Source organism: Sphingomonas sp. GlSt437 (assembly GCF_048015635.2).
Taxonomy (GTDB): Bacteria; Pseudomonadota; Alphaproteobacteria; order Sphingomonadales; family Sphingomonadaceae; genus Sphingomonas.
Genome location: NZ_JBPGYA010000001.1, coordinates 1,794,902 through 1,818,116, shown reverse-complemented (window position 1 = coordinate 1,818,116; position 23,215 = coordinate 1,794,902). Strand labels below are relative to the sequence as shown.

At 65.9% G+C, this 23,215-nt stretch carries 26 protein-coding genes; 16 read left to right on the top strand and 10 right to left on the bottom strand.

Annotation, left to right across the window (positions count from 1 at the left end; genetic code table 11):
* Window position 1 precedes the first annotated feature (1 nt).
* The 3 genes from ACLB0R_RS09025 to ACLB0R_RS09015 are packed head-to-tail and all read right to left on the bottom strand — an operon-like array spanning window position 2 to window position 1,301.
* Window positions 2-217: a hypothetical protein gene (locus ACLB0R_RS09025; protein WP_434953820.1), complete on the bottom strand. Its 216-nt coding sequence runs from the start codon at window positions 215-217 to the stop codon at window positions 2-4.
* Window positions 214-1,008 carry a hypothetical protein gene (locus tag ACLB0R_RS09020; protein ID WP_416642920.1) on the bottom strand — a complete coding sequence of 265 codons (795 nt, stop codon included), beginning with the start codon at window positions 1,006-1,008 and terminating at the stop codon, window positions 214-216. The genes ACLB0R_RS09025 and ACLB0R_RS09020 overlap by 4 nt, the downstream gene beginning before the upstream one ends.
* On the bottom strand, window positions 954-1,301 hold the full coding sequence (locus ACLB0R_RS09015; protein ID WP_416642919.1) for a hypothetical protein: 348 nt from the start codon (window positions 1,299-1,301) through the stop codon (window positions 954-956). The genes ACLB0R_RS09020 and ACLB0R_RS09015 overlap by 55 nt, the downstream gene beginning before the upstream one ends.
* A gap of 197 nt (window positions 1,302-1,498) precedes the next feature.
* Here ACLB0R_RS09015 and ACLB0R_RS09010 point away from each other — a divergent pair, with 197 nt between their 5' ends.
* The 14 genes from ACLB0R_RS09010 (at window position 1,499) to ACLB0R_RS08945 (ending at window position 15,747) form a co-directional block, all read left to right on the top strand.
* The gene (locus ACLB0R_RS09010; RefSeq protein WP_416642918.1) at window positions 1,499-3,178 is read left to right on the top strand and encodes a GGDEF domain-containing protein; all 1,680 of its coding nucleotides are present in this window, start codon (window positions 1,499-1,501) and stop codon (window positions 3,176-3,178) included.
* 45 nt (window positions 3,179-3,223) lie between these two features.
* Window positions 3,224-3,430, top strand: coding sequence for a hypothetical protein (locus tag ACLB0R_RS09005; RefSeq protein ID WP_416642917.1), 207 nt, complete (start codon window positions 3,224-3,226; stop codon window positions 3,428-3,430).
* A gap of 57 nt (window positions 3,431-3,487) precedes the next feature.
* Window positions 3,488-5,197, top strand: a complete 1,710-nt coding sequence (locus ACLB0R_RS09000) for an AMP-binding protein (RefSeq protein WP_416642916.1) — start codon at window positions 3,488-3,490, stop codon at window positions 5,195-5,197.
* A 32-nt stretch (window positions 5,198-5,229) separates the two neighbouring features.
* Window positions 5,230-5,475 (top strand): exodeoxyribonuclease VII small subunit, encoded by a 246-nt coding sequence (locus tag ACLB0R_RS08995; RefSeq protein ID WP_416642915.1) that lies wholly within the window; start codon window positions 5,230-5,232, stop codon window positions 5,473-5,475.
* Between the two features lie 8 nt (window positions 5,476-5,483).
* Window positions 5,484-6,383: a polyprenyl synthetase family protein gene (locus ACLB0R_RS08990; RefSeq protein ID WP_416642914.1), complete on the top strand. Its 900-nt coding sequence runs from the start codon at window positions 5,484-5,486 to the stop codon at window positions 6,381-6,383.
* Window positions 6,380-6,886 (top strand): pantetheine-phosphate adenylyltransferase, encoded by a 507-nt coding sequence (gene coaD, locus ACLB0R_RS08985; RefSeq protein ID WP_416642913.1) that lies wholly within the window; start codon window positions 6,380-6,382, stop codon window positions 6,884-6,886. The genes ACLB0R_RS08990 and coaD overlap by 4 nt, the downstream gene beginning before the upstream one ends.
* A gap of 76 nt (window positions 6,887-6,962) precedes the next feature.
* Window positions 6,963-7,724: a peptidylprolyl isomerase gene (locus ACLB0R_RS08980; protein ID WP_416642912.1), complete on the top strand. Its 762-nt coding sequence runs from the start codon at window positions 6,963-6,965 to the stop codon at window positions 7,722-7,724.
* A 28-nt stretch (window positions 7,725-7,752) separates the two neighbouring features.
* A complete protein-coding gene (queA, locus tag ACLB0R_RS08975) occupies window positions 7,753-8,778 on the top strand; it encodes a tRNA preQ1(34) S-adenosylmethionine ribosyltransferase-isomerase QueA (RefSeq protein ID WP_416642911.1) in 1,026 nt (341 codons plus the stop codon).
* A gap of 17 nt (window positions 8,779-8,795) precedes the next feature.
* On the top strand, window positions 8,796-9,344 hold the full coding sequence (locus ACLB0R_RS08970) for an EF-hand domain-containing protein (protein ID WP_416642910.1): 549 nt from the start codon (window positions 8,796-8,798) through the stop codon (window positions 9,342-9,344).
* The gene (locus ACLB0R_RS08965; RefSeq protein ID WP_416642909.1) at window positions 9,341-10,024 is read left to right on the top strand and encodes an HAD hydrolase-like protein; all 684 of its coding nucleotides are present in this window, start codon (window positions 9,341-9,343) and stop codon (window positions 10,022-10,024) included. The genes ACLB0R_RS08970 and ACLB0R_RS08965 overlap by 4 nt, the downstream gene beginning before the upstream one ends.
* The gene (gene tgt / locus ACLB0R_RS08960) at window positions 10,021-11,151 is read left to right on the top strand and encodes a tRNA guanosine(34) transglycosylase Tgt (protein WP_416642908.1); all 1,131 of its coding nucleotides are present in this window, start codon (window positions 10,021-10,023) and stop codon (window positions 11,149-11,151) included. Before ACLB0R_RS08965 ends, tgt begins: the two co-directional genes overlap by 4 nt.
* Window positions 11,152-11,161: 10 nt before the next feature.
* A complete protein-coding gene (locus tag ACLB0R_RS08955; protein WP_416642907.1) occupies window positions 11,162-11,365 on the top strand; it encodes a hypothetical protein in 204 nt (67 codons plus the stop codon).
* 272 nt (window positions 11,366-11,637) lie between these two features.
* Complete coding sequence (locus tag ACLB0R_RS08950; RefSeq protein WP_416642906.1) at window positions 11,638-14,505, top strand: M16 family metallopeptidase; 2,868 nt, start codon at window positions 11,638-11,640, stop codon at window positions 14,503-14,505.
* A 177-nt stretch (window positions 14,506-14,682) separates the two neighbouring features.
* Window positions 14,683-15,747 carry a cell wall hydrolase gene (locus ACLB0R_RS08945; protein ID WP_434953819.1) on the top strand — a complete coding sequence of 355 codons (1,065 nt, stop codon included), beginning with the start codon at window positions 14,683-14,685 and terminating at the stop codon, window positions 15,745-15,747.
* Between the two features lie 2 nt (window positions 15,748-15,749).
* On the opposite strand, the gene ACLB0R_RS08940 is transcribed toward ACLB0R_RS08945, so the two are convergent.
* From ACLB0R_RS08940 to crtY, 5 genes are all read right to left on the bottom strand, one after another.
* On the bottom strand, window positions 15,750-16,166 hold the full coding sequence (locus tag ACLB0R_RS08940) for a glycine zipper 2TM domain-containing protein (protein WP_416642904.1): 417 nt from the start codon (window positions 16,164-16,166) through the stop codon (window positions 15,750-15,752).
* 76 nt (window positions 16,167-16,242) lie between these two features.
* Complete coding sequence (locus ACLB0R_RS08935; protein WP_416642903.1) at window positions 16,243-17,193, bottom strand: phytoene/squalene synthase family protein; 951 nt, start codon at window positions 17,191-17,193, stop codon at window positions 16,243-16,245.
* 13 nt (window positions 17,194-17,206) lie between these two features.
* A complete protein-coding gene (locus ACLB0R_RS08930) occupies window positions 17,207-17,788 on the bottom strand; it encodes a TIGR00730 family Rossman fold protein (protein ID WP_416642902.1) in 582 nt (193 codons plus the stop codon).
* A 136-nt stretch (window positions 17,789-17,924) separates the two neighbouring features.
* Window positions 17,925-19,403 (bottom strand): phytoene desaturase, encoded by a 1,479-nt coding sequence (locus ACLB0R_RS08925; protein ID WP_416642901.1) that lies wholly within the window; start codon window positions 19,401-19,403, stop codon window positions 17,925-17,927.
* Window positions 19,400-20,599 (bottom strand): lycopene beta-cyclase CrtY, encoded by a 1,200-nt coding sequence (gene crtY / locus ACLB0R_RS08920; protein ID WP_416642900.1) that lies wholly within the window; start codon window positions 20,597-20,599, stop codon window positions 19,400-19,402. Before crtY ends, ACLB0R_RS08925 begins: the two co-directional genes overlap by 4 nt.
* Window positions 20,600-20,751: 152 nt before the next feature.
* Here crtY and ACLB0R_RS08915 point away from each other — a divergent pair, with 152 nt between their 5' ends.
* Window positions 20,752-21,522 (top strand): sterol desaturase family protein, encoded by a 771-nt coding sequence (locus ACLB0R_RS08915; protein WP_416643059.1) that lies wholly within the window; start codon window positions 20,752-20,754, stop codon window positions 21,520-21,522.
* A gap of 22 nt (window positions 21,523-21,544) precedes the next feature.
* Entirely contained in the window at window positions 21,545-21,865 is a 321-nt protein-coding gene (locus ACLB0R_RS08910) for a DUF2141 domain-containing protein (protein ID WP_416642899.1), read from the top strand.
* A 13-nt stretch (window positions 21,866-21,878) separates the two neighbouring features.
* Here the strand turns inward: ACLB0R_RS08910 and ACLB0R_RS08905 are convergent, their stop codons facing one another.
* Both ACLB0R_RS08905 and argB read right to left on the bottom strand, forming a co-directional pair.
* Window positions 21,879-22,187, bottom strand: a complete 309-nt coding sequence (locus tag ACLB0R_RS08905; RefSeq protein ID WP_416643058.1) for a YggT family protein — start codon at window positions 22,185-22,187, stop codon at window positions 21,879-21,881.
* A gap of 66 nt (window positions 22,188-22,253) precedes the next feature.
* Window positions 22,254-23,153 (bottom strand): acetylglutamate kinase, encoded by a 900-nt coding sequence (argB, locus tag ACLB0R_RS08900; RefSeq protein ID WP_416642898.1) that lies wholly within the window; start codon window positions 23,151-23,153, stop codon window positions 22,254-22,256.
* Window positions 23,154-23,215: the final 62 nt, after the last annotated feature.

The following is a 23,215-nucleotide window of genomic DNA, read 5'->3' as shown; positions in this document are numbered from 1 at the left end:
ATCAGCCGCCGCCGGCGACGCCCTTGTCATAGGCCATGACGACGATCAGGCCTCCCGTCACCGCTGCCCAATCGGTACCATCTTCCTTTTCAAGCCGCACGCTTGCCGGCGCGTCATTCATCACGACGTGATAGCGCGTAGCCACCATTTGAGCCGCCCATGTCGCAGCCGCATCTTTAGTCGCGAATGTTTTGACGAATGTGGTCGCCACGGTCATCCTCCTGCCTGAGCGACCTTGGTCCAGTCATCGAGCGACAGATCATCGAGACTGTCGCCGTTCAACAGGATCGCCGCGCAATCATTCTTGGCCCGGTTCTGGCAGGCATTAGTGAAATTGGCGCGAGATGCGCCCGCCGCCGATATCGCCGCGTCGAATTTCTGCAGTCGCGCCTGGCCGTTGTCGCCGGCTGCGAGGTACATGCTGGCGACCTGAGTCCGCGCGTCGGTAATCTTCACATGCTCTGCAACCGCCGGCCCAAGCTTGGCCGTGATGAGTGCGCGTGTGGCCGGCGAGCCGCTGATCGCCTCGGCCGCAGCAGCCGGGCTCGCCGCCACCAGCGAAGCACCGTGCGTCGCCAACTCGCGCGCGGCAAGGCCGGTCGCGAAATATTGCGCAATGGCGCCACCCGCCTGCGGCGTCGTGCCCTTCGAAGCGTCAAACTTCGCGCCGAAGCTCGCCATCACGGAGTACGCGTCCTGGTCGCCTGACGCCGCGCCGATATATTTGCAATTCAACGGTAATACCGCGGGTGTGCCAGCAACATAGGGGCACGGCGTCAGCTTGTCACCCGTACCGCCCGTGTTTGCCAGCAGCGGCATCAGCACCAATTCCTGCCGCGCATAGCCCACCTGAATCGCCGGAGTCTGCGTGGCATCAGCACCGACCTTCAGGCCAACAACGGCATTCGTGCCGAAAATAAGCAAATTGGTGTGTGGCGGCGTCGCGCAGCCGCTTAGTGCGACGCTGGCAAGACCGCCAATGATGATACCCCGGTTCCGGTTAAACATGCCCCCTCCATCGACTTGATCAGTTTTTCCACATTCTCGAGTTCGGCATGGTCGCGCACCATGATGACGATGCGGCAATCGCCCGGCTTGGCGAACACGAACCGACTGTTGCGCCACCCCAGGAACGCGCCGCGATCAACCCCCACACCAAGCGTCTTCACGTCCGCGGCGACCAGCTGCCCGATGCTGTCGGGATAAACGACACGCACCAAGCCGAGATAATAATGCGTCCCCGCGCTGCCCGCCGTCGGCACCGTCGTGCACGACGCCAAGCCCAGCGCGCTCGCGGTCAATAACCAGCGCCCTCCCCGTCGCATCAACCCGCCGCATCAATCTCGTCTCGGTTAAGCAAAGTCGCTGGAGGCAATACTGGTGGCGTAACGATGTCAATGGCATCGCCCCGGATTGGCCCATTTGCTTAAATGACGAAGCATCAACACCATCCCCGCTGTTAACCCTATCTTGGTCTCCACGGTCTAGCAGCGATACCATGTTCGGAACGCGTTCCATCCGATGGCTGTGGTCGCTATGCATTGTGCTGCTGGCGGCGACCCTGCCCGCGACGGGCCATGCCGATATCGTGATGACCGGGCAGCCGCTCACCGTCTGCATCGCCCCGGTGCGTCCCGGCCAGACGGTCCAGCAATTATTCGCCGGCAACATCCCGCTCGATTGCAGCGAACGGCAGGCCCGACTGGGCCCGGGCGATTATTGGGCACTGTCCAATCCCGTCCGTATCGAGGGCGAACGCGCCTTGCGCAGCGCCAGCCTGTGGCAGATGCGCCGCACCGTCTATGCGCACTATGCCGATGGCGCGATCTGGGCGCGGAGCAGCGATGGCACGCAAGCCGCGCGCAACCTGCAACTGGGCGCCATCTTCCTCGATCGGCTGCCCGGCCGGGCAAGCCCGCTCGTGCAGGTTGCGTGGAAGATCGAAGGATCGGCCAATCTGCGCGGCGTCGTTGCCGGTGCCCGGTTGGCGACGTTGCGCGAGAATGGCTGGGCCAATCTGGTGATGGCGGCGATCTATGCCGGCTTTGGCGGGCTCGCGCTCGCGCTTCTCCTCCATCATTTCGCGCTGTGGACGGCAATGCGCCACCGCTTCCAGCTCGCTTATTGCCTGATGGTCGTGATGCTGATGGGCTTCGCGTTCAGCTCGTCGGGTATCATGGTCTGGCTGATGCCGTGGATCGACAATAACGATCGCATGCGCTTCAATTACGCGACGCTGGGACTGGCGGCGGCGACCGCACTCGTCTTCGCGCGCACTTTTTTCGAAGAGCGTGTTTTCGAAGGCTGGGTCGGCAAGGCGGCCAACGCCATCGCGATCGCCGTGATTGTGACGTCGTGCGTTTATGCGGGCCTGTCGCCTTGGCACATGACGCTGCTGGACCGGCTGTTTTCGCTTTCCTACCTGGTGCTTGTGCTGTTCGTGCCGGTATTTCTGGTGCGCGCCTGGCTGGTGCGCAGCAATTATCTGTGGATTTTCGCGCTCGCCTGGGCTGCCCCGGTCGTCTTTGCCGGTGCGCGCGTTGCTAATAATCTGGGCTTGATCAGCTGGAGCTTCTGGATCGACAATTCGACCCTGTTGTCGATGACCGCCGAAGCGCTGATTTCGTCGATGGGCATTGCTTATCGCATCCGCCTCCTGGGCAAGGAGCGCGACGAGGCACGCGCGCAGGAACTCGCCGCCCGGGCGCTTGCCGATATCGATCCGCTGACCGGCCTGCTCAATCGTCGCGCTTTCCTGTCGCGCGCGATCGGCAGCGTGGGCACGCAGACGCTGATCATCCTCGATATCGATCACTTCAAGGCGGTGAACGAAACGATCGGGCATGACGGCGGCGACGAAGTGCTGCGACTGGTCGCGCGCGTGCTGCGCACCGCGACGCCCGCTGGCGCGCTGATCGCGCGGATAGGCGGCGAGGAGTTCGCGGTCGTCGCCCCGGCGCACAGCGGGATTGACGGCGCGCAGGTCCTTGCTCGGCTGCGCGCGCAGCGCATGCCGTTCGATCTTGGCGTTACCGCGAGCATCGGCGCCTGTAGCGGGCCGCTGACCAATGAAGTCGACTGGAAGCGGCTCTACCATCAAGCCGATCTCGCGCTGTACCAGGCCAAGGCCGAGGGCCGAGACCGCGCGCGGCACAGCGCAACGCTGGTTGCTGCCTGACCCGAAATAAGGTAAACGCGCCGGCTTGGAAGGGAGGCTCGCGCCATGCGTAACCGCCGAATTGCCATTGCGCTCGTCGCGCTCGCGCTATTGGTCGCGGCCGTTCGGCATCCCTCCGCGACCATCACGCTGGCGACAGCCGACGCGACTGACCCCGCGCCGCACCGCTTCCAGGCGGCGGTCGATATCGGGCTGATGGCAGTGTCAGTCATCGTCACCTGGACGAGCAAGCACCTCAGCGACGCGCGTTAACGCCGTAGCCGCGCCGCGCGGCATTGCGCGGCTCTGCGCCGCTGCTATCCTAGCCTGATGAGCGACCCCGAAAGCGTCTGGCGCACGCATTATCGCCATCCCGGTCAATGGGATCGCCGCTTTCCGCCGCAAGCGATGGACGTGCTGTTCGATCAGGCAGCGGCGCGCCATGGCAGCCAGCCGCTGATCGATTTTCTCGGCCGCCAATACAGCTATGCCGAGACGCTGGACGGCGCCAATCGCGTCGCGGCGGGCTTGCACAAGCTCGGCTATGGCAGAGGCGACCGGGTCGGGCTGTTCCTGCCCAACGTGCCGCATTACCTGGCGGCCTATTACGGCATTCTCAAGCTTGGCGCGACGGTCGTCAATTTCTCGCCGCTCTACACGGTGGACGAGTTGGCGCATCAGGTGGGCGATTCGGGCACGCGGCTGCTGTTCACCATCTCGGCGACCGCGCTGCTGCCGACCGCGCTCAAGGTGCTCGACCAGAGCGGCCTTGAGCGGCTGATCGTCGGGTCAGTGGCGGGCGCGCTGCCGGCGGGTAAGTCGATCTTCTATCGCCTCTTCAGCCGTCGCGACGTCGCATCCCGCCCCGACGACGCTCGGATCGGCGCATTTTCGCAGCTGATCGCCAATGACGGTCGCTTCCCAGCCCCCGATATCGACGCCGAGCGCGACGTCGCGTTGATCCAATATACCGGCGGCACCACCGGCACGCCCAAGGGCGCGATGCTGACGCACCAGAACCTGTCCGCCAATGCCCGCCAGGTCGCCGCACTCGATCCGCTACCCAACGCGCCCGATCGCATCTTGGGCGTTCTGCCGCTGTTCCACGTCTTCGCCAATACCTGCGTGCTCAATCGCACGGTGGTGACGGGCGGCTGCATCGTCATGCTGCCGCGCTTCAGCGCCGCGCAGGCGCTGGGCACGATCACCCGGGCCAAGGCGACCTCGATCCCCGGCGTGCCGACCATGTATCAGGCGCTGCTCGACAATCCGGCGCTCGCCAAGACCGATTTTTCCGGCCTGCGAATCTGCATTTCGGGCGGCGCGCCGCTGCCCGCTGAACTGAAGACGCGCTTCGAGGCGGCAACGCACGCGACCTTGGTCGAAGGCTATGGCTTGTCGGAGAGCGCCGGCGTGGTCGCCGCCAATCCGTTCGACGGCAGCGGCAAGCCCGGCACGATCGGCCAACCCATCGCCGGCACGCGCGTGCGGCTGGTCGACAAGGAAGACCCGTCGCGACCTGCCGCCGCCGGCGAGCCGGGCGAGATCGTCATCGCCGGCCCGCAGATCATGGCCGGCTATTGGCAGCGCCCCGACGCCGATGCCGAGGTGTTCGTCGCGGACGACACCGGCACCCGCTGGCTGCGCACCGGCGATGTTGGCGTGATCGATGATGACGGCTTCATCCGCATCGTCGATCGGTTGAAGGACATGATCGCGGTCGGCGGCTTCAAGGTCTTCCCCAGCCAGATCGAGGCGGCGCTCTACCGCAACCCGGCGGTTCGCGAGGCGCTCGTCATCGGCATTCCCGACCCCTATCGCGGCGAGCATCCGCGCGCCTATGTAACGCTCAACGACGGCGCGACCGAAACGGGCGACGCGCTCAAGGCATGGCTCAATCCCCAACTCGGCAAGCACGAGCAGGTCGATGCCGTCGTCATCCGCGCCTCGCTCCCCAAAACGATGATCGGCAAATTGAGCCGCAAGGACCTGGTGGCGGAGGTCGCCGCCGAGGCGCAGTCCGTAACATCCGCCGCTTGACCCTTCTCCCCCGCGTGGCCCATAGCGGCGCCATGGATGAGGGACGGCCTGTCGACCAATTGAGCTTCGAGGATGCCTTGCGCGAACTCGAGACGATCGTCGGCCTGCTCGAGCGCGGCGACGCCCCGCTCGACGACTCCATCCGCCTCTATGAGCGCGGCAGCCAGCTGCGCCAGCGCTGCGCCGATCGGCTCGATGCAGCGCAGGCGCGGATCGAGGCGATCAAGCTCGACGGTGACGGTCGCCCCGTCGCCACGGTTCCCTTCGCGGCAGGTTGATGGCCTTGATGATCGACACGACTGTTTCGTTGCGTGATGCCCTTGCCGATGTGTCGGCGGAGATGGACCGCCGCTTCGACGTGCTGCTGGCGGTGCCCGAGGATCCGCGCGCCGAGCTTTACGCCGCGATGCGCCACGCCGCGATTGGCGGCGGCAAGCGGCTGCGGCCGCTGCTGGTGTTCGCCACCGCCCGCCTGTTCGGCGTGGCGCGCGACGCTGCGGCGCGCGCGGGCATCGCGATCGAGTGCATCCATGTCTATTCGCTGATCCATGACGATCTGCCGGCGATGGACGATGACGATCTGCGCCGCGGGAAGCCGACCGTCCACAAGGCCTATAACGAAGCGACCGCGATCCTGGCGGGCGATTGCCTGCATGCCCTGGCGTTCGAAGTGCTCGCCGATCCCGCGACGCATCCTGATCCCTTCGTGCGTGCCGAGCTGGTGCTCGATCTGGCGCGCGCCGCCGGCCCGGCCGGCATGGCGGGCGGCCAGATGATGGATATCGAGGCCGAGAAAGCGAGCTTCGATCTCGCCACCATCACACGGCTACAGGCGCTCAAGACCGGCGCGCTGATCGCCAGCGCGGTCGAGGCGGGCGCGATTCTGGGCAAGGTGCCGCCCGAAGGCCGCATGGGCCTGCGCGGCTATGCCCGCGACGTTGGCCTCGCCTTCCAAATCGCCGACGATCTGCTCGATTACGAGGGCGACGAGGAGAAGATGGGCAAGCGCGTCGGCAAGGACCAGAGCGCGGGGAAAGAGACTTTCCTCAGCCTGCTCGGCGTCGACCGCGCGCGGGCGCAGGCACGGATGCTGGTCGACCAGGCGATCGAGCACTTGCACAGCTACGGCGCGGAGGCCGATCTGCTGCGCGATATCGCCCGCTACACGCTGGAACGCGACCGGTGAGCTTGCGCATCGGGGTCTATCCGGGGACGTTCGACCCCGTCACCCTGGGCCATATGGACATCATCCGCCGCGGCGCCAAGCTGGTTGACCGGCTGGTCGTCGGCGTCACCACCAACCCCAGCAAATCGCCGATGTTCAGCCTCGAAGAGCGCATGGCAATGGTCCAGCGCGAAGTGGCCGGTGTCGAGGGCGAAGTCCATGTCGTCAGCTTCAATTCGCTGCTGATGGACTTTGCCGAGCGCGAAGGGGCGTCAGTCATCGTGCGGGGTCTGCGCGCCGTCGCCGATTTCGAATATGAATTTCAGATGGCGGGGATGAACCAGCAGCTCAACAACCGCGTCGACACCGTCTTCCTGATGGCCGATGTCGCGCTGCAGCCGATCGCCAGTCGGCTGGTCAAGGAAATCGCGCTGTTCGGCGGCGATATCCACAAATTCGTCTCGCCCGCCGTCGATGCCGAGGTACGTGCACGCGTCACCGCATTGGGACGCAAGGGCGATTAGGGCGCGACACGTTCAGATTGGCGCAAGGCGGGATTTGGTCTAAGCGCAATTGCCTGATCAGGATGACGGGGAAGTGATGCGGTTTTTGTCGACGATGCTGCTGGCGATTGCCGGCCTGTTCTCTTCCCCCGCCTTTGCGCAGACCGATCTGATCCCGGTGGCCGGCCGCGCCGCCGCGCCTTCGCCGGACGACAAGCAGAATATCTGGCTGATCGACTTGTCGACCGGCGGCCGCGTGACGATCCTGCTGCGCCCCGATGTCGCGCCCAAGATGGTCGAGCGGGTGAAGACGCTGACGCGCCAGCATTTCTATGACGGCCTGCCTTTCCACCGCGTGATCGACGGCTTCATGGCGCAAGGCGGCGACCCCAAGGGCGATGGCACCGGTGGATCGAACCTGCCTAATGTGAAGGCTGAGTTCAATTATCTGCCGCACGTGCGCGGCGCCGTGTCGGCCGCGCGCGCCGATGATAATGACAGCGCCAACAGCCAGTTCTTCATCGTCTTCCAGCCGACGCTGAAACTCGACCACAAATATACCGTGTTCGGCCGCGTGCTCGACGGCATGCAATATGTCGACGCGATCGAGCGCGGCGAGCCACCGGCGCACCCGTCGAAAATCCTCCACGCCTATATCGCCGCTGACAACCCGCCCGCTTATGAGGCGCCCGTCGCCGCCACGATTGCGCCGGGGGATACGGCGGTGTCGCTGACGGGGAGCACACCGGCCGCTGCAGTCGCCACCCCGCCGGCTCCGGCTGCGCCCGCCGCCAAAGCCACGCCCTCCGCCAAGGGCAAACGCGGCAAGACCCCGCCGCCGGAATTGCCCAAGCCCTGACGCGCAGCGGCGGCACACGGCGCCGACCATGAAAGTCGACCTGTTCGATTTCGAGCTACCCGCCGAGCGCATCGCGCTGCGGCCCGCCTCTCCACGCGATTCGGCGCGGCTGCTGCTCGTGCGGCCCGATGCGCTGGCCGATCATGGCGTGCGCGACTTGCCCAATCTGCTCCGCGCGGGCGACCTGCTCGTCTTCAACGATACCCGCGTCATCCCCGCCCAGCTTGAGGGCTGGCGCGGCGACGCGCGGATCGGCGTGACGCTCCACAAGCGTGAAGGACCGCGCCGCTGGCGCGCGTTCGTGCGCAACGCCCGGCGCGTGCGCGATAGCGATATCGTCGATTTCGCCGATGGCGTTTCTGCCACGCTCTCAGACCGCGCCGAAGACGGCAGCATGGCGATCAGCTTTGCCGGCGACGAGCCGGTCGAGCTGCTGCTCGCCCGCGCCGGCCAGATGCCGCTGCCGCCCTATATCGCCTCGAAACGCCCGACCGATGCCCGCGACGCCGAGGATTACCAGACAATGTTCGCCCGCGAGGCGGGCGCCGTCGCCGCGCCGACCGCGTCGCTCCACTTCACGCCCGAATTGCTAGCGGCGCTGGAGGCAGCCGGCATCGGCCATGCCACCCTCACCCTCCATGTCGGCGCCGGCACCTTCCTGCCGGTCAAGGCCGACGACACCGATGATCACCGCATGCACGCCGAATGGGGCCGCATCGACGCCGCGACCGCCGATCGCCTCAACGCGACGCGCCGCGCCGGCGGCCGCATCGTCGCGGTCGGCACCACCGTGCTCCGCCTCATCGAAAGCGCGGCGCGCGACGATGGCACGATCCGCGCGTTCGAAGGCGACACCGCCATCTTCATCACCCCCGGCTATCGATTTCGCGGCATCGATGCGCTGATGACCAACTTCCACTTGCCGCGATCGACGCTGTTCATGCTGGTTTCGGCGCTGATGGGGCTGGAACGCATGCAGACGGCCTATCGCCATGCGATCGAAAGCGGCTATCGCTTCTACAGCTATGGCGATGCCTGCCTGCTGATTCCCTAAACGGGGAAAGGTTGATGATGCGGTTGCGTACCCTTGCCCTGACGATGGCGCTGATCCCGGCGGCGGCTGCTTGGGCGCAGGACCGCGCGCCCGCCCCGCTCGGGGTCGCGGCCAGTCCCTCGGGCCAGCAGCCGGCGCGGGCGACCATCTATGCCGAGCCCGTCGCACTGATGATCGCGGCTTATGATGCCGATGGCGATGGCAAGGTGACACGCGCAGAATGCCTCGCCGGCGTCGAGCACGGCTTCAACGCGATCGACACGACGCACAAGGGCTGGCTCGGCTATGTCGAATTCGCCGATTGGGCGGAGCGCTGGCTCGGCGATCGCAACGCACTGCCGAGCCCGTTCGAAACCGACGCCGATGGCGACAACCGCATCACCCTTGCCGAGCTCCAAGCCAAGATCATGACGAGCTTCGACCGGTTCGATCGCAATCATGACGGCGCGGTGACGCGCGCCGAGCTGCTGACGCTGGCGGGCTCCCGTACGGCAGGCCCGCGCAACGGCACCACCGGCGACGCCCCCCGGCGCGGGCGCGACCGGCGCGGACAGCCCGACCAATGACCACGTCTGCGCCTTCCGCGCTCGGTCCGCCACGCTATCGCCTCGTCATCTTCGATTTCGACGGGACGCTGGCGGACAGCGGCGACTGGTTCCTGTCGATCGCCGATCATCTCGCCGATCGTTTCAAGTTTCGCCGCGTCGCCGCCGATGAGATCGAGGGACTTCGCGGCCAATCGAGCCGGCAAGTGATCCGCTATCTCGGCATCCCGCGCTGGAAGCTGCCGGCGATGGCGCGCTACGTCCATGGCCTGCTTGGCCAGCAAGCCGATCGCATCGCGCTGTTCGACGGCGTGCGCGAGATGATCGAGACGCTGGATGCCGCCGGCATCGGCCTCGCCCTCGTCACCTCCAATGCCGAGAGCAATGCGCGCGCCATCCTGGGGCCCGAGATCGCCGGTCGCATTCGCCATTTCGAGTGCGGCGCGTCGCTGTTCGGCAAAGCGCGGCTGTTCCGCCGAGTGCTGAAGCGCGCCCGCGTGCCGGCGGCGGAAGCCTTCTGCGTCGGCGACGAAACGCGCGACATGGTCTCGGCGCACAAGGCTGGCATCACCGCTGGCGCAGTGCTGTGGGGCTATGCCAATCGCGAAGCGCTCGCCGCGACCGAGCCGTCGCGCTTTTTTGAAACGCCCGCGCAAGTCGTCGACCATATCCTGGGAAGCGCGTCCGCCATCGCCGCATGAACCGCTTTCAGTTCACGATCCACGCGACCGACGGCAAGGCGCGCACCGGCGAAATCGCGATGGAGCGTGGGGTCATCCGCACGCCCGCCTTCATGCCGGTCGGCACCGCCGCCACCGTCAAGGCGATGAAGCCCGATGATGTGCGCGCGACCGGCGCCGACATCATCCTGGGCAATACCTATCACCTGATGCTGCGCCCCACCGCCGAGCGGATCGACCGGCTGGGGGGCTTGCACGCCTTCATGCAATGGGATCGCCCGATCCTGACCGATAGCGGCGGCTATCAGGTGATGAGCCTCGCGGAGCTGACGACGCGCGACGAAAATGGCGTCGCGTTCAAGAGCCATCTCGATGGTTCGCGCCACCTGCTCAGCCCCGAACGCTCGATCGAAATCCAGCGCCTGCTCGGCTCGAACATCGTCATGGCGTTCGACGAACTCGTGCCGGCGACCGCCGACCGCGAGGCGCGTGCCGCCGCGATGGAGCGATCGATGCGCTGGGCGCGCCGCAGTCGCGCGGCGTTCGATAGCGGCAGCGCGCATGCCGAGCGCAATGCCATTTTCGGCATCCAGCAAGGCGCGCTCGACGAGGATTTGCGGCAGGCATCGGCCGATGCGCTGATCGACATCGGCTTTGACGGCTATGCGGTCGGTGGCCTCGCGGTCGGCGAAGGACAGGACGCGATGTTCGCGTGCCTCGATTATGCGCCCAGCCAGCTCCCCACTGACAAGCCGCGCTATCTGATGGGCGTCGGCAAGCCCGACGATATCGTCGGCGCGGTCGAGCGCGGCATCGACATGTTCGATTGCGTGCTGCCCACCCGCAGCGGCCGTACTGGCCAGGCGTTCACCGCGCATGGGCCGATCAACATCCGCAACGCGCGCTTCGCCGAGGACCAGTCGCCCCTCGATGCAAGCTGCCCCTGCCCCGTCTGCGCCCGCTTCAGCCGCGCCTATCTCCACCATCTGGTGCGCGCGGGTGAAATTTTGGGCGCTATGTTAATGACCGAGCATAACCTTTGGTTCTACCAGACATTGATGGCGGGGTTGCGTTCGGCAATTGCCGAGCAACGGTTACCCGCCTTTGCCAGCGCGTTTCGCGCGGCCTATCTGGGTGGGCAGGATTGAGGAGCAAGCCATGGCCGACGAAGAACCCGAGATGAACGAGATCGCTGAAGCGGCGCACCACGCCAAGCGCGTGCGCGAAGCCGGCGAAGCGGCGGCAGCCGAACGCGCCAAGTCGGGCAAGAACAACTGGCCGCTGGTTTCGATCGGCATCGGCATCGGCGTCGGCTCGGCAGCGCTGGCGGCGGCCTTGCTGTACAGCCGGCGCAAGGATTGATCGGCGCACTTGCCTGAACGGCAGCGGCAGCGCGGCTGTCCTACGCAACGCCGCTGTGCGACCCTCCGCGCGCTCTTTCTCATCAGCGGCGGGCCGGTAGGCAATCGGAAGCAGCGGCTGTTGGAAAACCTTTTCCTCAGTGCGAACATTGGGAACATTCGCGGGCGATGCGCACCGTCTCGCAGCGCTGCCGCACCCGCAACCGCTTGACAAGATTAACACACACGCGCCACGCTGGCGGCTCCTATATTGTCATCCCGGAGCTTGCTGCCATGCGCCTTTCCCGTGCCGCCTTGATGCTGAGTGCCGCAGCCCTGCCGCTCGCCAATGCGCAGGCCGCGCCGCCGCGCAAACCGGCGCATGCCGCGCCCCAGGCCGCCGCCATGCCGGCGCCAGCGCTGCCCAAGCCGATTGCCTATACGACGCGCACCCTTGCTAATGGCCTGCGCGTCTACGCGATCCGCGACACCTCGACCGCCAATGTCTCGGTGCAGGTCTGGTATGATGTCGGCGGCAAGAACGACCCCAAGGGCCGCTCGGGCTTCGCGCACATGTTCGAGCATCTGATGTTCAAGGCGACGCGCAACCTGCCGGCCGAGTCGTTCGATCGTCTGACTGAGGATGTCGGCGGCTATAATAACGCCTCGACCAATCCCGATTACACCAATTATTACGAGGTCATTCCCGCCAACCATCTCGAGCGGCTGTTGTTCGCCGAGGCCGATCGTATGGCGAGCCTGGTCGTCGATCCCAAGGATTTCGCGTCCGAGCGCGACGTGGTGAAGGAAGAGCTGCGCCTGCGCGTGCTCGCGCAACCCTATGGCAAGCTGTTCTACCTCTATTTCCCCGAGGTATCGTACAGCCAGCACCCCTATGGCCGGCCCGTGATTGGCAGTATCGCCGATCTGGAGGCCGCGTCGATCGACGATGTCCGCGCGTTCCACGCGACTTATTACCGGCCCGATAATGCCGTGCTGGTGGTCGCCGGCAATTTTGATCCCGCCCAGCTCGACCAGTGGATCGACAAATATTTCGCGCCCATTCAGCGGCCCGACCGCCCGATCCCGCGCGTCACCGTTGTCGAACCCGCGCGCACCGCGCCGACCGCGCGCACCGTGTATGAAACCAACACGCCGCTTCCCGCCGTCCTGATCAGCTACCCCATCCCGGCTGATCGCGATGCCGATTCGGCACCGCTCGCCGTGCTCAACGCGATCCTGTCGCAGGGCGATAGCAGCCGGCTCTACCAGTCGCTCGTCTATCGCCAGCAAGTCGCGCAGAGCGCCGGGACTTTCCTTGACAGCAAGCAGGAGACGGGCGCGCTCGCCGCCTATGTCATCCTGGCGGGCGGCAAATCGGTCGAGGCGGGCGAAGCCGCGTTGCGCGCCGAGATCGCCAAGCTGCGCACCGCGCCGGTGACGCCCGAGGAACTCGCCCGCGCCAAGAACCAGATCCTGACCACCACGCTGCGCGGCCGCGAGACCGCCGATGGCAAGGCCAGCGCGATTGCGAGCGCCGTCATTATCGATGGCGACGCGGCTGCCGCTGATCGCCAGCTTGCCGAAATCGCGCGCGTCTCCGCTGCCGATGTCGAGCGCGTCGCGCAGCGCTATCTCGCCGATACGGTCGCCGCGACGGTGCGCTATCTCCCCGCCGCGACCGAAGCCGACACCGCCAAGGGCGACAAGATCGTCCTCGCGCCGACCGTCCAGATCGCCGATCTGGTGCCGCCCGCCAACGTGGCGGTGGTAACGCCCGCCTCCGATGCCGAGCGCGTGCCGCTGCCCAAGCCCGGCCCGGCAGTCTCGCCGGCGATCCCGACGCCGCAGACCGCAACGCTCAAGAATGGCCTGAAGCTAGTCGTCGTCGAAAAGCACGACTTGCCGCTGGTTGCCGCCACCGTCTTCGCGCCCGGCGGTGCCGCGACCGACCCGGCGGGCCAGGCGGGCCTGACGCAGCTGACCGCATCGCTGCTCACCAAGGGCACCGCAACGCGCTCAGCCACGCAGATCGCCCGCGAGGTGGAAGCGCTGGGCGGATCGATCGGCAGCGAGGCCGGTTGGGATTCGAGCTTCGTCTCGACCGATGTCAAGTCCGACCAGCTCGACAAAGCGCTCACTATTCTCGCCGACACCGCGCAGCACCCCGCCTTTGCGCAAGCCGAAATCGACCGAGCGCGCACCCAGACGATCGACGGCATCGAAGTCGCGCTCAAAAACCCCGCGCAACTTGCGAGCCTGGTCGCCGGCCGCGCGGTTTTCGGCGACACGCCTTATGGCCATGTCGCCTCGGGCACGCCTGCCACGCTGAAAGCGCTCGCTCGGGATGCTATCGTCGCCGATTATCGCTCGGCCTGGCGGCCCGATCGCGTGACGCTGGTGATGGCCGGCGACATCACGCTCGCCCGGGCCAAGGCGCTGGCCGAGGCTGATTTCGGCGGATGGACTGCGGCCCCCGCACAGATGACCGCACCGGCCCCGGCGACCGTGCCGGCACCGCGCATCATCGTGGTCGACATGCCAGGCGCGGGCCAAGCCGGCGTTGTCGTCGCGCGACCGGCGATCCCGCGCAGCGATGCGAGCTTCTACCCCGCTTCGGTCGCCAATGCGGTGCTCGGAGGCGGCTATTCGTCGCGTCTCAACCTTGAGATTCGGGTGAAGCGTGGGCTTTCCTATGGCGCGTCGAGCCGTTTGGAAGCCCGCCGCGACGGCGGCGTGCTCGAAGCCGCGACGCAGACCAAGAATCCCTCGGCAACCCAAGTTGTCGGGCTGATCCTGAACGAGATGACCAAGCTCGGCAACGACCCGGTGAGCGCGGCCGAGCTCGACAGCCGCAAGGCCGTGCTGATCGGCGGCTTCGGCCGGCGCGCGGAGACGGTGGGCGGCATTGCCGGTATCATTGGCGGCTATGTCTCCGACGCCGTGCCGCTCGACGAGCTGGGCCGCTATATCGGCAATGTGTCGGCGGTGACGCCCGATCAGGTCCGCGCCGCGGCGGCCAAGCTGCTCGATCCGGCCAAAGCGAGCATCGTGGTCGTCGGCGATGCCAAGCTGTTCGGTGATGAACTGCGCAAGGCCTATCCCAATGCCGAGGTCATTCCGGCTTCGGCGATCAACCTCGACAAGGCCGCGCTGCATTGATGGAGCGAGTACCGCACGCGAAAAATTACGTTAACCATCAACTGTTTCGCGGCGGCACACCGCCAGATTGGGGCCAAATTGAGGGACGAATGATAACCTTTGGCCTGCTATGGCGCTCGGGCGCCATGGCATGGGGCCAGAGGCGCGCGCTGGGAAACGATGGCCAACCGCCGCGCGATGATTGCGATACTGGGAGGAACGCTGCGCGCGTTGCCCGACGCGCGGTCGCGCTCGGCGGGGATCGCCGTGTTCGTCGCCGTGCTCGGCCTGGGCTTCTCGGCACAAGCGGCAATCCGCGCGATCATCGCGCATCCGGCACCGCAAGTAGGCGCCTCGGCGCATCCTGCGGGCTATGAAGCCGACGACCACTTCCCCGGTGCCGCCTATTTCTTCACCGTCGACGACAGCGCCGCGCCTGCCGCCGGAACGACCGGCACTGCTGAGCTGCCCGAAATGCCGATCTCGGCTCTAGGCGCCGACACCGTTCCCGACGGGACGATCCACCCGGCGCGCCCCTTCAGTTTCGGCCGCGCCTCAGCCATCGATCGTGGCCGCGCGCTCGATTGCCTGACCGCCGCCATCTATTACGAAGCCGCGCGCGAGCCCGATGCCGGCCAGCAAGCGGTCGCCCAGGTCATCCTCAACCGTGTCCGCCACCCCGCCTTCCCGGCGACGGTCTGCGGCGTGGTCTATCAGGGCAGCGAGCATGCCGGCTGCCAGTTCTCGTTCGCGTGCGATGGATCGATGGCGCGGCGGCCCGAGCCCGGCTTGTGGCGGCGCGCAATGGCGGTGGCGGCCAGTGCTCTTGCCGGCCAAGTGTACGCCCCCGTCGGCTTGGCGACGCATTACCACACTTATGCGGTCACCCCCGCGTGGAACCGGCAATTGGTGATGACCGCCGCGATCGGCGCGCATTTCTTCCATCGCTGGCAGGGCTGGTGGGGAACGCCCGCCGCGTTCAGCCAAGGCTATCGCGGCGGAGAGCCTGTGCCCGGCCCGCATCCACGCGCCGCGACGCTGATGCCGGGCGCACCAGCGGCATCGCCCGCAACGATTGCTTCGCTGTCATCGTCTCCAGCGCGAGCGACAAAGTCCGCTATCGCCAACACCGCGCCCGCCGCGATCCAGCCCGCTTACACAGGATCCGGGACGGTGCAGCCGCGCTACGCCGTCCCGGAAGCCGATAATGGTGACAGCCAGATCCTCGACAAATGGAAGGACTCGGGCAAGCCACTCCGCTGAGATCAGCGGCAGGTGACCTGGTTCTGGTCGACCGCCGTGCCGATCGCCGCACCGCCCGCCGCGCCGAGCAGCGTGCCCAACGTCTTCGATCCACCCGGTGCCAGCGCGTTGCCGAGCAGGCCGCCCGCAACCCCGCCGACGATCAAGCCGGTCGTGCCATCCGACCGGCGGCAATAATAGCGCCCGTCCTGGCCACGATAGACGCGCTCGTCAGCCGACAAGCGGCGCTCCTGATAGCGCGAGTCATCGCGAAAATAGCGATCGGCATAATAGCCGCCATAAGCCGGATCGGGGTGATCATAGTCGTATTCGTGGTAGCGATGCCAATCGCTCGCATAGCCGGGCCGCGTGTCATAGTCGCCGGAACAGCCGCCGACCAACGCCGCCATCGTCAAAACTCCCAGGGTAAGCGTCCGCATATCGTGTCTCCTCAGCCGCCCCGCTCGCTCAACCCGCCAGCGGCGCTTTGGTTGCGGAACGAATTTTTCAGAAGGGTCAGCGGGGACGCGTCCAGAGCTTGGGGTCGCGCGGGCTGGGCGGGTAAAGCGATTTGCGGGCCAGCGCCTCGCGCCAGCTTGTCGCAATGAAGCCCAGCTTGGCGACCGACGACGTCGTCACGCGCCTGGCAAGCGCGGCAGCGCCGTCGCGCGCGACTTCCTGGCCGATCGCGCCATAGATCTCCGCCGCCGCCAGCACCGCCCAAGCCGATCGGAATCGCAGCGCCGGCGTACCGAAACGCGCGCTTGCCTGGTACGCCGCCGCGAGCGCCCCCATCCGCGCGGCAAGCCCCGCCAGCGCGGCGCGGTTGGCGGGCGCCGACAGGGTGGCGAGCGTCAGCCCCGTTTCATCAAGCCAGGCTTGCGGTAGATAGCAGCGGCCGACGCTCGCATCCTCCGCCACATCGCGCGCGATATTGGCGAGCTGGAATGCCAAACCAAGGTCGCAGGCGCGATCGAGCGTGGCATCGTCGCCGGCGTCGACCCCCATCACGACCGCCATCATGCAGCCGACCACGCCCGCGACATGGTAGCAATAGCGATAAAGATCGTCCTCGCTCGCCGGCCGCCAACCTTCAGCATCGAGCGCGAACCCGTCGATCAGGTCGTGCGCAAAACGGTGCGGCAAATGCACCTCGGCCGCGACGATGCGCAGCGCATCGAAGGCGGGATCGCCGACCCATTCGCCGGCAAGCGCCCGCTCGGTCATCTCCCGCATGCGCTCGACGCGCTCCTGGGCGTCGTTGACCAACCTCATGCCATGGCCATGGTCCTGCCCGTCGGCGAGGTCGTCGCAGCGGCGGCACCAGGCATAAAGCAGCCAGGCACGCTCGCGCGTCGGCCGATCGAACAAGCGGCTGGCGGCGGCAAAGCTCTTCGACCCGCGCGCGATCGAGGATTGCGCGGTCGCGACGATCGCGTCGCGGCTGGGGCGCAAAGACTGACTCATCCGCGCGCCAGCGTCACAAGTCCTTGGCGCCGATCTGCTGGATCGTCGCAACCGGCGCGAAGGCCGCCATCCGGTCGAGCAGCACGTCGAGCGTATCGCCGACGATCATCAGTCCCTGATGCTGCGGGCGGAGGAAGCCGACCTCACCCATGTGGCGCGTGAACGCGATCAGTAGATCGTAAAAGCCAGCGGTGTTGAGCAGCCCGACCGGCTTGGCGTGATAGCCGAGCTGCGCCCAGCTCAACGCCTCCCACAATTCGTCCATCGTGCCGGTGCCGCCGGGCAGGGTGACGAAGCCGTCCGACAAATCGGTGAACGCCTGTTTGCGCTGGTGCATCGTCTCGACAATGTGGAGCTCGCTAAGTCCTTTATGGGCAACCTCCGCTTCGACAAGGCTGCGCGGGATGACGCCGATAACCTCACCGCCTGCCGCCAGCGCGCTGTCCGCGACCGCGCCCATCAATCCCAACCGCCCGCCGCCATAGACGACCGTGATCCCGCGCTCCGCCAGCGTACGGCCGACATGGCGAGCATTCTCCAGATAGATCGGATCAGTCGGCGTTGCCGAGCCGCAATAGACGGCCAGGCGCTTCACAAAATCCTCCCCTGGCAGGGGAGGGGGACCATCGCGCAGCGATGTTGGAGGGGTATGGCGCTATCTGGTCGGCGATACCCCTCCGTCAGACCTTCGTCCTGCCACCTCCCCCTCCAGGGAAGGATTTTCGGGCGTCTCACCGCCCTTCCTCCAGCATCAGCTTGGCGGTCGCCTTGGCGCTGCCGACGACGCCCGGGATGCCCGCACCCGGATGCGTGCCCGCGCCGACGAAATAGAGGTTGGGAATATGGTCGTCGCGGTTATGCGCGCGGAAATAGGCCGACTGCAGCAGGATCGGCTCCAGGCTGAACGCGCTGCCGAGATGCGCCGACAAGTCATGCGCGAAATCGCTCGGCGCGTAATGGAATTTGGTGACGATGCGTTCGTGAATGTCGGGGATCAGCCGGCGGCCGATTTCATCGAGGATACGCTTTTCAAGGATCGGCCCGACTTCGCTCCAGTCGGCGGGGAATTTGCCCTGATGCGGCACCGGCGCCAGCGCGTAGAAGGTCGAATGACCCTCGGGCGCCATGGTGGGGTCGGTCACGGTCGGGTGATGCAGATAGAGCGAGAAATCCTCCGCCAGCACGCCGTGATCATAAATGTCCTCAAGCAGCCCCTTGTAGCGCGGGCCGAACAGGATCGAGTGGTGCGGGATGCCGGGCCAGGTGCCCTTCACCCCGAAATGCACGACGAACAGCGACGGCGAATAGCGCTTGCGCTCGAGCCGCGCCTTGGTCCGCTGGGCGGAGCGGTTGCCCGCCAGCAAGTCGCGATAGCTGTGCATGATATCGGCATTGCTGGCGACCGCATCGCAATCGAAATGGAAGCCACTCTTGGTCGTCACGCCCGTGGCGCGATCGCCCAGTGTGACGATCTCATCGACCGGGTCAGCGAGCCGCAGCACGCCGCCCAGCCGCTCGAAATGCGCGACCATGCCGGCGACGAGCTTGTTGGTGCCGCCGCGCGCGAACCACACACCGCCATCCTTTTCGAGCTTGTGGATGAGCGCGTAGATGCTGCTCGTTTTCATCGGATTGCCGCCAACGAGCAGCGTGTGAAACGACAGCGCCTCGCGCAATTTCTCGTTACGCACGAAGCTCGCCACGATCGAATAGACGCTGCGCCACGCCTGATATTTGGCCAAGCTCGGCGCCGCCTGCAGCATCGACTTGAAGTCGAGGAACGCCGCATGGCCGAGCTTCAGATAGCCCTCGCGATAGACGCCGGCCGAATAGTCGAGGAACCGCCGATAGCCGTCGACATCAGCCGGATCGAGCTTGGCGATTTCGGCGACGAGGTGGGGATCGTCGTTCGAATAGTCGAAATTGGTGCCGTCGGGCCAATTGAGCCGATAGAACGGCATCACCGGCATTAGGTCGACATCATCGGCCATGTCACGGCCCGACAAGCCCCACAATTCCTTCAGGCAATCGGGATCAGTGATCACGGTCGGGCCAGCGTCGAAGGTGAAGCCGTCCTTCTCCCACACATAAGCGCGGCCGCCAGGCTTGTCGCGCGCCTCGACCAGCGTCGTCTGCACACCCGCCGATTGCAGGCGGATCGCCAGTGCCAGCCCGCCGAACCCGGCGCCAATGACAACCGCCGACTTCATGCGCTCTTGCTCCCGCCAGAATTGCTCCTGATCGCGCGGATAGCGCTCGATATTTTCACGGGCGGCTTGCCGGTCAGGATGCGGGCCTGATCGATCATGGTCGTTTGTCCTGCATAAAATCGGCCGATCAGGGCCGGGTTGAGGCGATAGAAGCGTTCGAGGATGCGGTATCGTTCGTCAGGCTCGCCGGCGCGATACAGCATCTTGTCCAGCATGCGATAGAAGCCGCGGCGCGCCCAGGTGGCGCGCGCCTGGCGATAGGTCAGCTCGTGCAGCGCCACGCCCGACAGGTCGCTCGTCCGCGCGATCATGCTGGCGGAGCGCACCGCATCGGGCAGCGAATAGCCTGTCGTCGGGTGGAACAGGCCGGCGCGCATCCCCGCCTTGGCAACCTTGTTGCCGCCCGAGCGCCAATATTCCTCGAAATCGCCGCCCAGCGCGACCGGCAGCGCGCCCTTCTCCTGCCGCGCGACGCTGGCAACACGCCAGCCCTTGGCGACGGCGTAATCGTCGACGCGCTCGGCGATCACCGGCACGTCGAGATCGGGCGTGTCGCTGTAATAGGTATCTTCCACGAACATCCGCGTCGCCGCAAAGGGCAGCGTGTAGACGAAGCGATAGCCGTCGATCTGCGGCACGGTCGCGTCCATCACCACCGGGCGATCGGCGTCGTGCGGTTCGTCGAGCAGGAATTCGCGCCCGACGAATTTCTGCCAGCCAAGGTCGAGCAGCTTGAGATCGCCGGCGCCGCGCGCGTCGATCACGCCCTTGGCTTCGAGCCGATCGCTATTGTCGAACAGCACTGCCGTCGCCGAGGCGCCGACGACCTTGCGCCCTAAAAGCAGCGCGTGGGCCGGCAAGGCCGCGCGCACCGCGGCGTCGAGCCTGGTCGACTCGATCGAATAATAAGCGGTGCGCAATTGCCGCTGATGCGCCGGAAACGCGATGTCATAGCTCGTCCAGCCATGGCAGATCAGCGGCGCGACGATCCAGCGGTCCGCTGGCGCCACATCGCTCGCAAAAAACGACCAGAGGTGATTGCCGCCGATCTTGGTCGCGCCGTCGATCAACCGCACATCGAGATCGGGCCGCGTCTTGGCGAGCGCCAGCGCAATCAAGCCCCCAGCCAGCCCCGCGCCGACGATCGCCAGATCACAGGTCAGATCGCCCGTCGCATGGGGTGCCAAGCGTCGCATCGCCTCTGCGCCTAGCCGATTTGGCACGCCACGCAAAACCCCCTGAAAGATAAAATCGGCCATCTGCCGCGCGGGCTTTGACCGAATGGCACGATCGGCTAGGCTGCGGCGCTGTGAGGGTGGGTTTCGCCATAATCCTGTCCGCAGCCGCGATGGCCGCGATTGTCGCTGTGCGCTATCTGCTGGCGAGCGGCGCGTTCGCGGCGGCGACGCGGCTGCGCCACCCGGGGCTCTATCGCGGGCTCGATGCGCAGATCAGGCGTGAAATCGCCTGGTCGCTGGCGAGCGCCGCCATTTACGGCGTGCCGGCGGGCATTATCGCCTGGGGCTGGGCCAATCGCGGCTGGACGCTGATCTATTCGGACCTCGCCACCTGGCCCTTATGGTATTGGCCGCTATCGGTGCTGCTCTACCTCGCCGCGCACGACACATGGTTCTACTGGACGCACCGGCTGATGCACCGGCCGCGCTGGTTCCGCCTGGCGCACGCCGTCCATCATGCCAGCCGCCCGCCGACAGCCTGGGCGGCGATGGCGTTTCACCCGATTGAAGCGCTGACGGGCGCGATTGTTATTCCTTTACTCGTTTTCTTTATCCCCATCCATGTCACCGCGCTTGCGGTCGTGCTAACGGTGATGACGGTCATGGGGGTGACCAACCACATGGGTTGGGAGATTTGGCCAGCGTTCATGTGGAGGGGGCCATTGGGGGCGGGGCTCATTACGGCGAGCCATCACCAGCGGCATCATGTGGAGTATAGGTGCAATTATGGGCTTTATTTCAGGTTCTGGGACCGCGTTTGCGGCACTGACCGGGGGGTCGGAGAATTTGCGTGGGCAGGCTCGGCTGGCGGCCGGCGCGGCAGCGGCGCTGCTGCTCCTGCCGGGGGCAGCGCCCGTCTCCACGCTGAAACTGTCGATTGATCAGGTCCGCTCGCATAAGGGCATGCTGCGCGTCTGCCTGACGGCGGACCCCAAGAATTTCCCTGGCTGCATCGACGACGCGCATGCGCTGACGCGATCCGTCCCCGCGAGCGACACCGGGATTGAAATCGACGGCCTGCCGCACGGCGATTACGCCGCCGCCGTGATCCATGACGAGAACAGCAACAACAGGCTCGACACCTTCATGGGCATCCCGCGCGAAGGCTTCGGCTTTTCGCGTAACCCGCCGATCCATTTCGGCCCACCGCGCTTCACCGCCGCGCGTTTCACGATCAATGGCGATCGCGAAGATCAGGACATCAAGATGCGGTATCTGCTGTAGTTGGCCAACGGCGCTACAGCACTGCGCCATTGGCTGAAGCAAACGCCTCAAGCCGCGGAATGATAATCCCCGAAATGATCGACAAGATCAGCAAGGCGACAAGCGGTGATAAATCCAGCGGTCCGAAATCGGGCATTACACGCCTGATCGGTCTGTAGATTGGGTCCGTTATTCGTTGCAATGTAACCCAGACTTGGCGGACGCCATCATTGTACGTGTTGATAACATTGAACATGATCAGCCACGACATTATGGCCTGGATCACGATGATCCACTGTGCAACGTGAAGCAGCACTTCGAGAATATCGAGAACGGTAATCAAGGGTCTGCCTCCGTCACGCACCTGAATTTGGGAAGGGCATAGCGCACTGGTCAGCGCGAGCAAGCGTCACCGCCGGACGAGCGTGCCGGCCCCGGTGCGGGTGAACACCTCGAGCAGCATCGCGTGCGGGATGCGGCCGTCTAAGATGACGGCGGCGTCGACGCCCGCCTCGACCGCGGTGATGCAGGTCTCCAGCTTGGGAATCATGCCGCCGGTGATCGTGCCATCAGCGCGCAAGACGGCGATGGCGGCGGGATCGAGATCGGTCAGCAACGCGCCCGATTTGTCGAGCACGCCCGCGACATCGGTCAGCAGGAACAAGCGGCGCGCGCCGAGCGCAGCTGCAATCGCACCGGCCATCGTATCGGCGTTGATATTATAGGTCTGGCCGTCATCGCCGATACCGATCGGCGCGACCACGGGGATCATGCCCGCAGACGAGATGGTATCGATCACCCGGCGGTCGATCGCTTCGGGCTCGCCGACAAAGCCGAGGTCGACGACGCGCTCGATATTGCTGTCCGGGTCGCGCGTCGTGCGTGTCACCTTGGCGGCTCGGACGAAGCCGCCATCCTTGCCCGAAATGCCGACCGCGCGACCGCCAGCCTGGCCGATCCAGGCGACGATTTCCTTGTTGATCGCGCCGGAGAGAACCATCTCGGCGACCTCGGCGGTCTTGGCATCGGTAACGCGCAGGCCATCGACGAAGCGCGATTCGACGCCCAGCGTCGCCAGCATCGCGCCGATCTGCGGCCCGCCGCCATGCACCACGACCGGGTTGATGCCGACCGCCTTCAACAGCGCGACATCCTCGGCAAAATCGCGCGCGAGCTCGGGGTCGCCCATCGCATGGCCGCCATATTTGACCACAAAGGTCTCGCCGGCATAACGCTGCATATAAGGCAGCGCCTCGGTCAACGTTTCGGCCTTGGCGAGCAGCGCGGGCGAGGGAGCGTGGTCGGTCATGCACGCCCCATAATCGCCGCAGGACCGCCCGTCATCCTCGTTATGGAGCAACCATTCGTTAA

Coding starts and splice junctions, on each gene's coding strand:
- ACLB0R_RS08910 (WP_416642899.1), top strand. CDS start 21,545: ATGCTGCGCGTCTGCCTGACGGCGGACCCCAAGAATTTCCCTGGCTGC.
- ACLB0R_RS08995 (WP_416642915.1), top strand. CDS start 5,230: ATGGATGAGGGACGGCCTGTCGACCAATTGAGCTTCGAGGATGCCTTG.
- ACLB0R_RS09020 (WP_416642920.1), bottom strand. CDS start 1,008: ATGTTTAACCGGAACCGGGGTATCATCATTGGCGGTCTTGCCAGCGTC.
- ACLB0R_RS08980 (WP_416642912.1), top strand. CDS start 6,963: ATGCGGTTTTTGTCGACGATGCTGCTGGCGATTGCCGGCCTGTTCTCT.
- ACLB0R_RS08950 (WP_416642906.1), top strand. CDS start 11,638: ATGCGCCTTTCCCGTGCCGCCTTGATGCTGAGTGCCGCAGCCCTGCCG.
- crtY (WP_416642900.1), bottom strand. CDS start 20,599: ATGCGACGCTTGGCACCCCATGCGACGGGCGATCTGACCTGTGATCTG.
- ACLB0R_RS08965 (WP_416642909.1), top strand. CDS start 9,341: ATGACCACGTCTGCGCCTTCCGCGCTCGGTCCGCCACGCTATCGCCTC.
- ACLB0R_RS09010 (WP_416642918.1), top strand. CDS start 1,499: ATGTTCGGAACGCGTTCCATCCGATGGCTGTGGTCGCTATGCATTGTG.
- ACLB0R_RS09025 (WP_434953820.1), bottom strand. CDS start 217: ATGACCGTGGCGACCACATTCGTCAAAACATTCGCGACTAAAGATGCG.
- queA (WP_416642911.1), top strand. CDS start 7,753: ATGAAAGTCGACCTGTTCGATTTCGAGCTACCCGCCGAGCGCATCGCG.
- argB (WP_416642898.1), bottom strand. CDS start 23,153: ATGACCGACCACGCTCCCTCGCCCGCGCTGCTCGCCAAGGCCGAAACG.
- ACLB0R_RS09000 (WP_416642916.1), top strand. CDS start 3,488: ATGAGCGACCCCGAAAGCGTCTGGCGCACGCATTATCGCCATCCCGGT.
- ACLB0R_RS08935 (WP_416642903.1), bottom strand. CDS start 17,193: ATGAGTCAGTCTTTGCGCCCCAGCCGCGACGCGATCGTCGCGACCGCG.
- tgt (WP_416642908.1), top strand. CDS start 10,021: ATGAACCGCTTTCAGTTCACGATCCACGCGACCGACGGCAAGGCGCGC.
- ACLB0R_RS09005 (WP_416642917.1), top strand. CDS start 3,224: ATGCGTAACCGCCGAATTGCCATTGCGCTCGTCGCGCTCGCGCTATTG.
- ACLB0R_RS08955 (WP_416642907.1), top strand. CDS start 11,162: ATGGCCGACGAAGAACCCGAGATGAACGAGATCGCTGAAGCGGCGCAC.
- ACLB0R_RS08990 (WP_416642914.1), top strand. CDS start 5,484: ATGATCGACACGACTGTTTCGTTGCGTGATGCCCTTGCCGATGTGTCG.
- ACLB0R_RS08915 (WP_416643059.1), top strand. CDS start 20,752: ATGGCCGCGATTGTCGCTGTGCGCTATCTGCTGGCGAGCGGCGCGTTC.
- ACLB0R_RS08945 (WP_434953819.1), top strand. CDS start 14,683: ATGATTGCGATACTGGGAGGAACGCTGCGCGCGTTGCCCGACGCGCGG.
- ACLB0R_RS08940 (WP_416642904.1), bottom strand. CDS start 16,166: ATGCGGACGCTTACCCTGGGAGTTTTGACGATGGCGGCGTTGGTCGGC.
- ACLB0R_RS08925 (WP_416642901.1), bottom strand. CDS start 19,403: ATGAAGTCGGCGGTTGTCATTGGCGCCGGGTTCGGCGGGCTGGCACTG.
- ACLB0R_RS08970 (WP_416642910.1), top strand. CDS start 8,796: ATGCGGTTGCGTACCCTTGCCCTGACGATGGCGCTGATCCCGGCGGCG.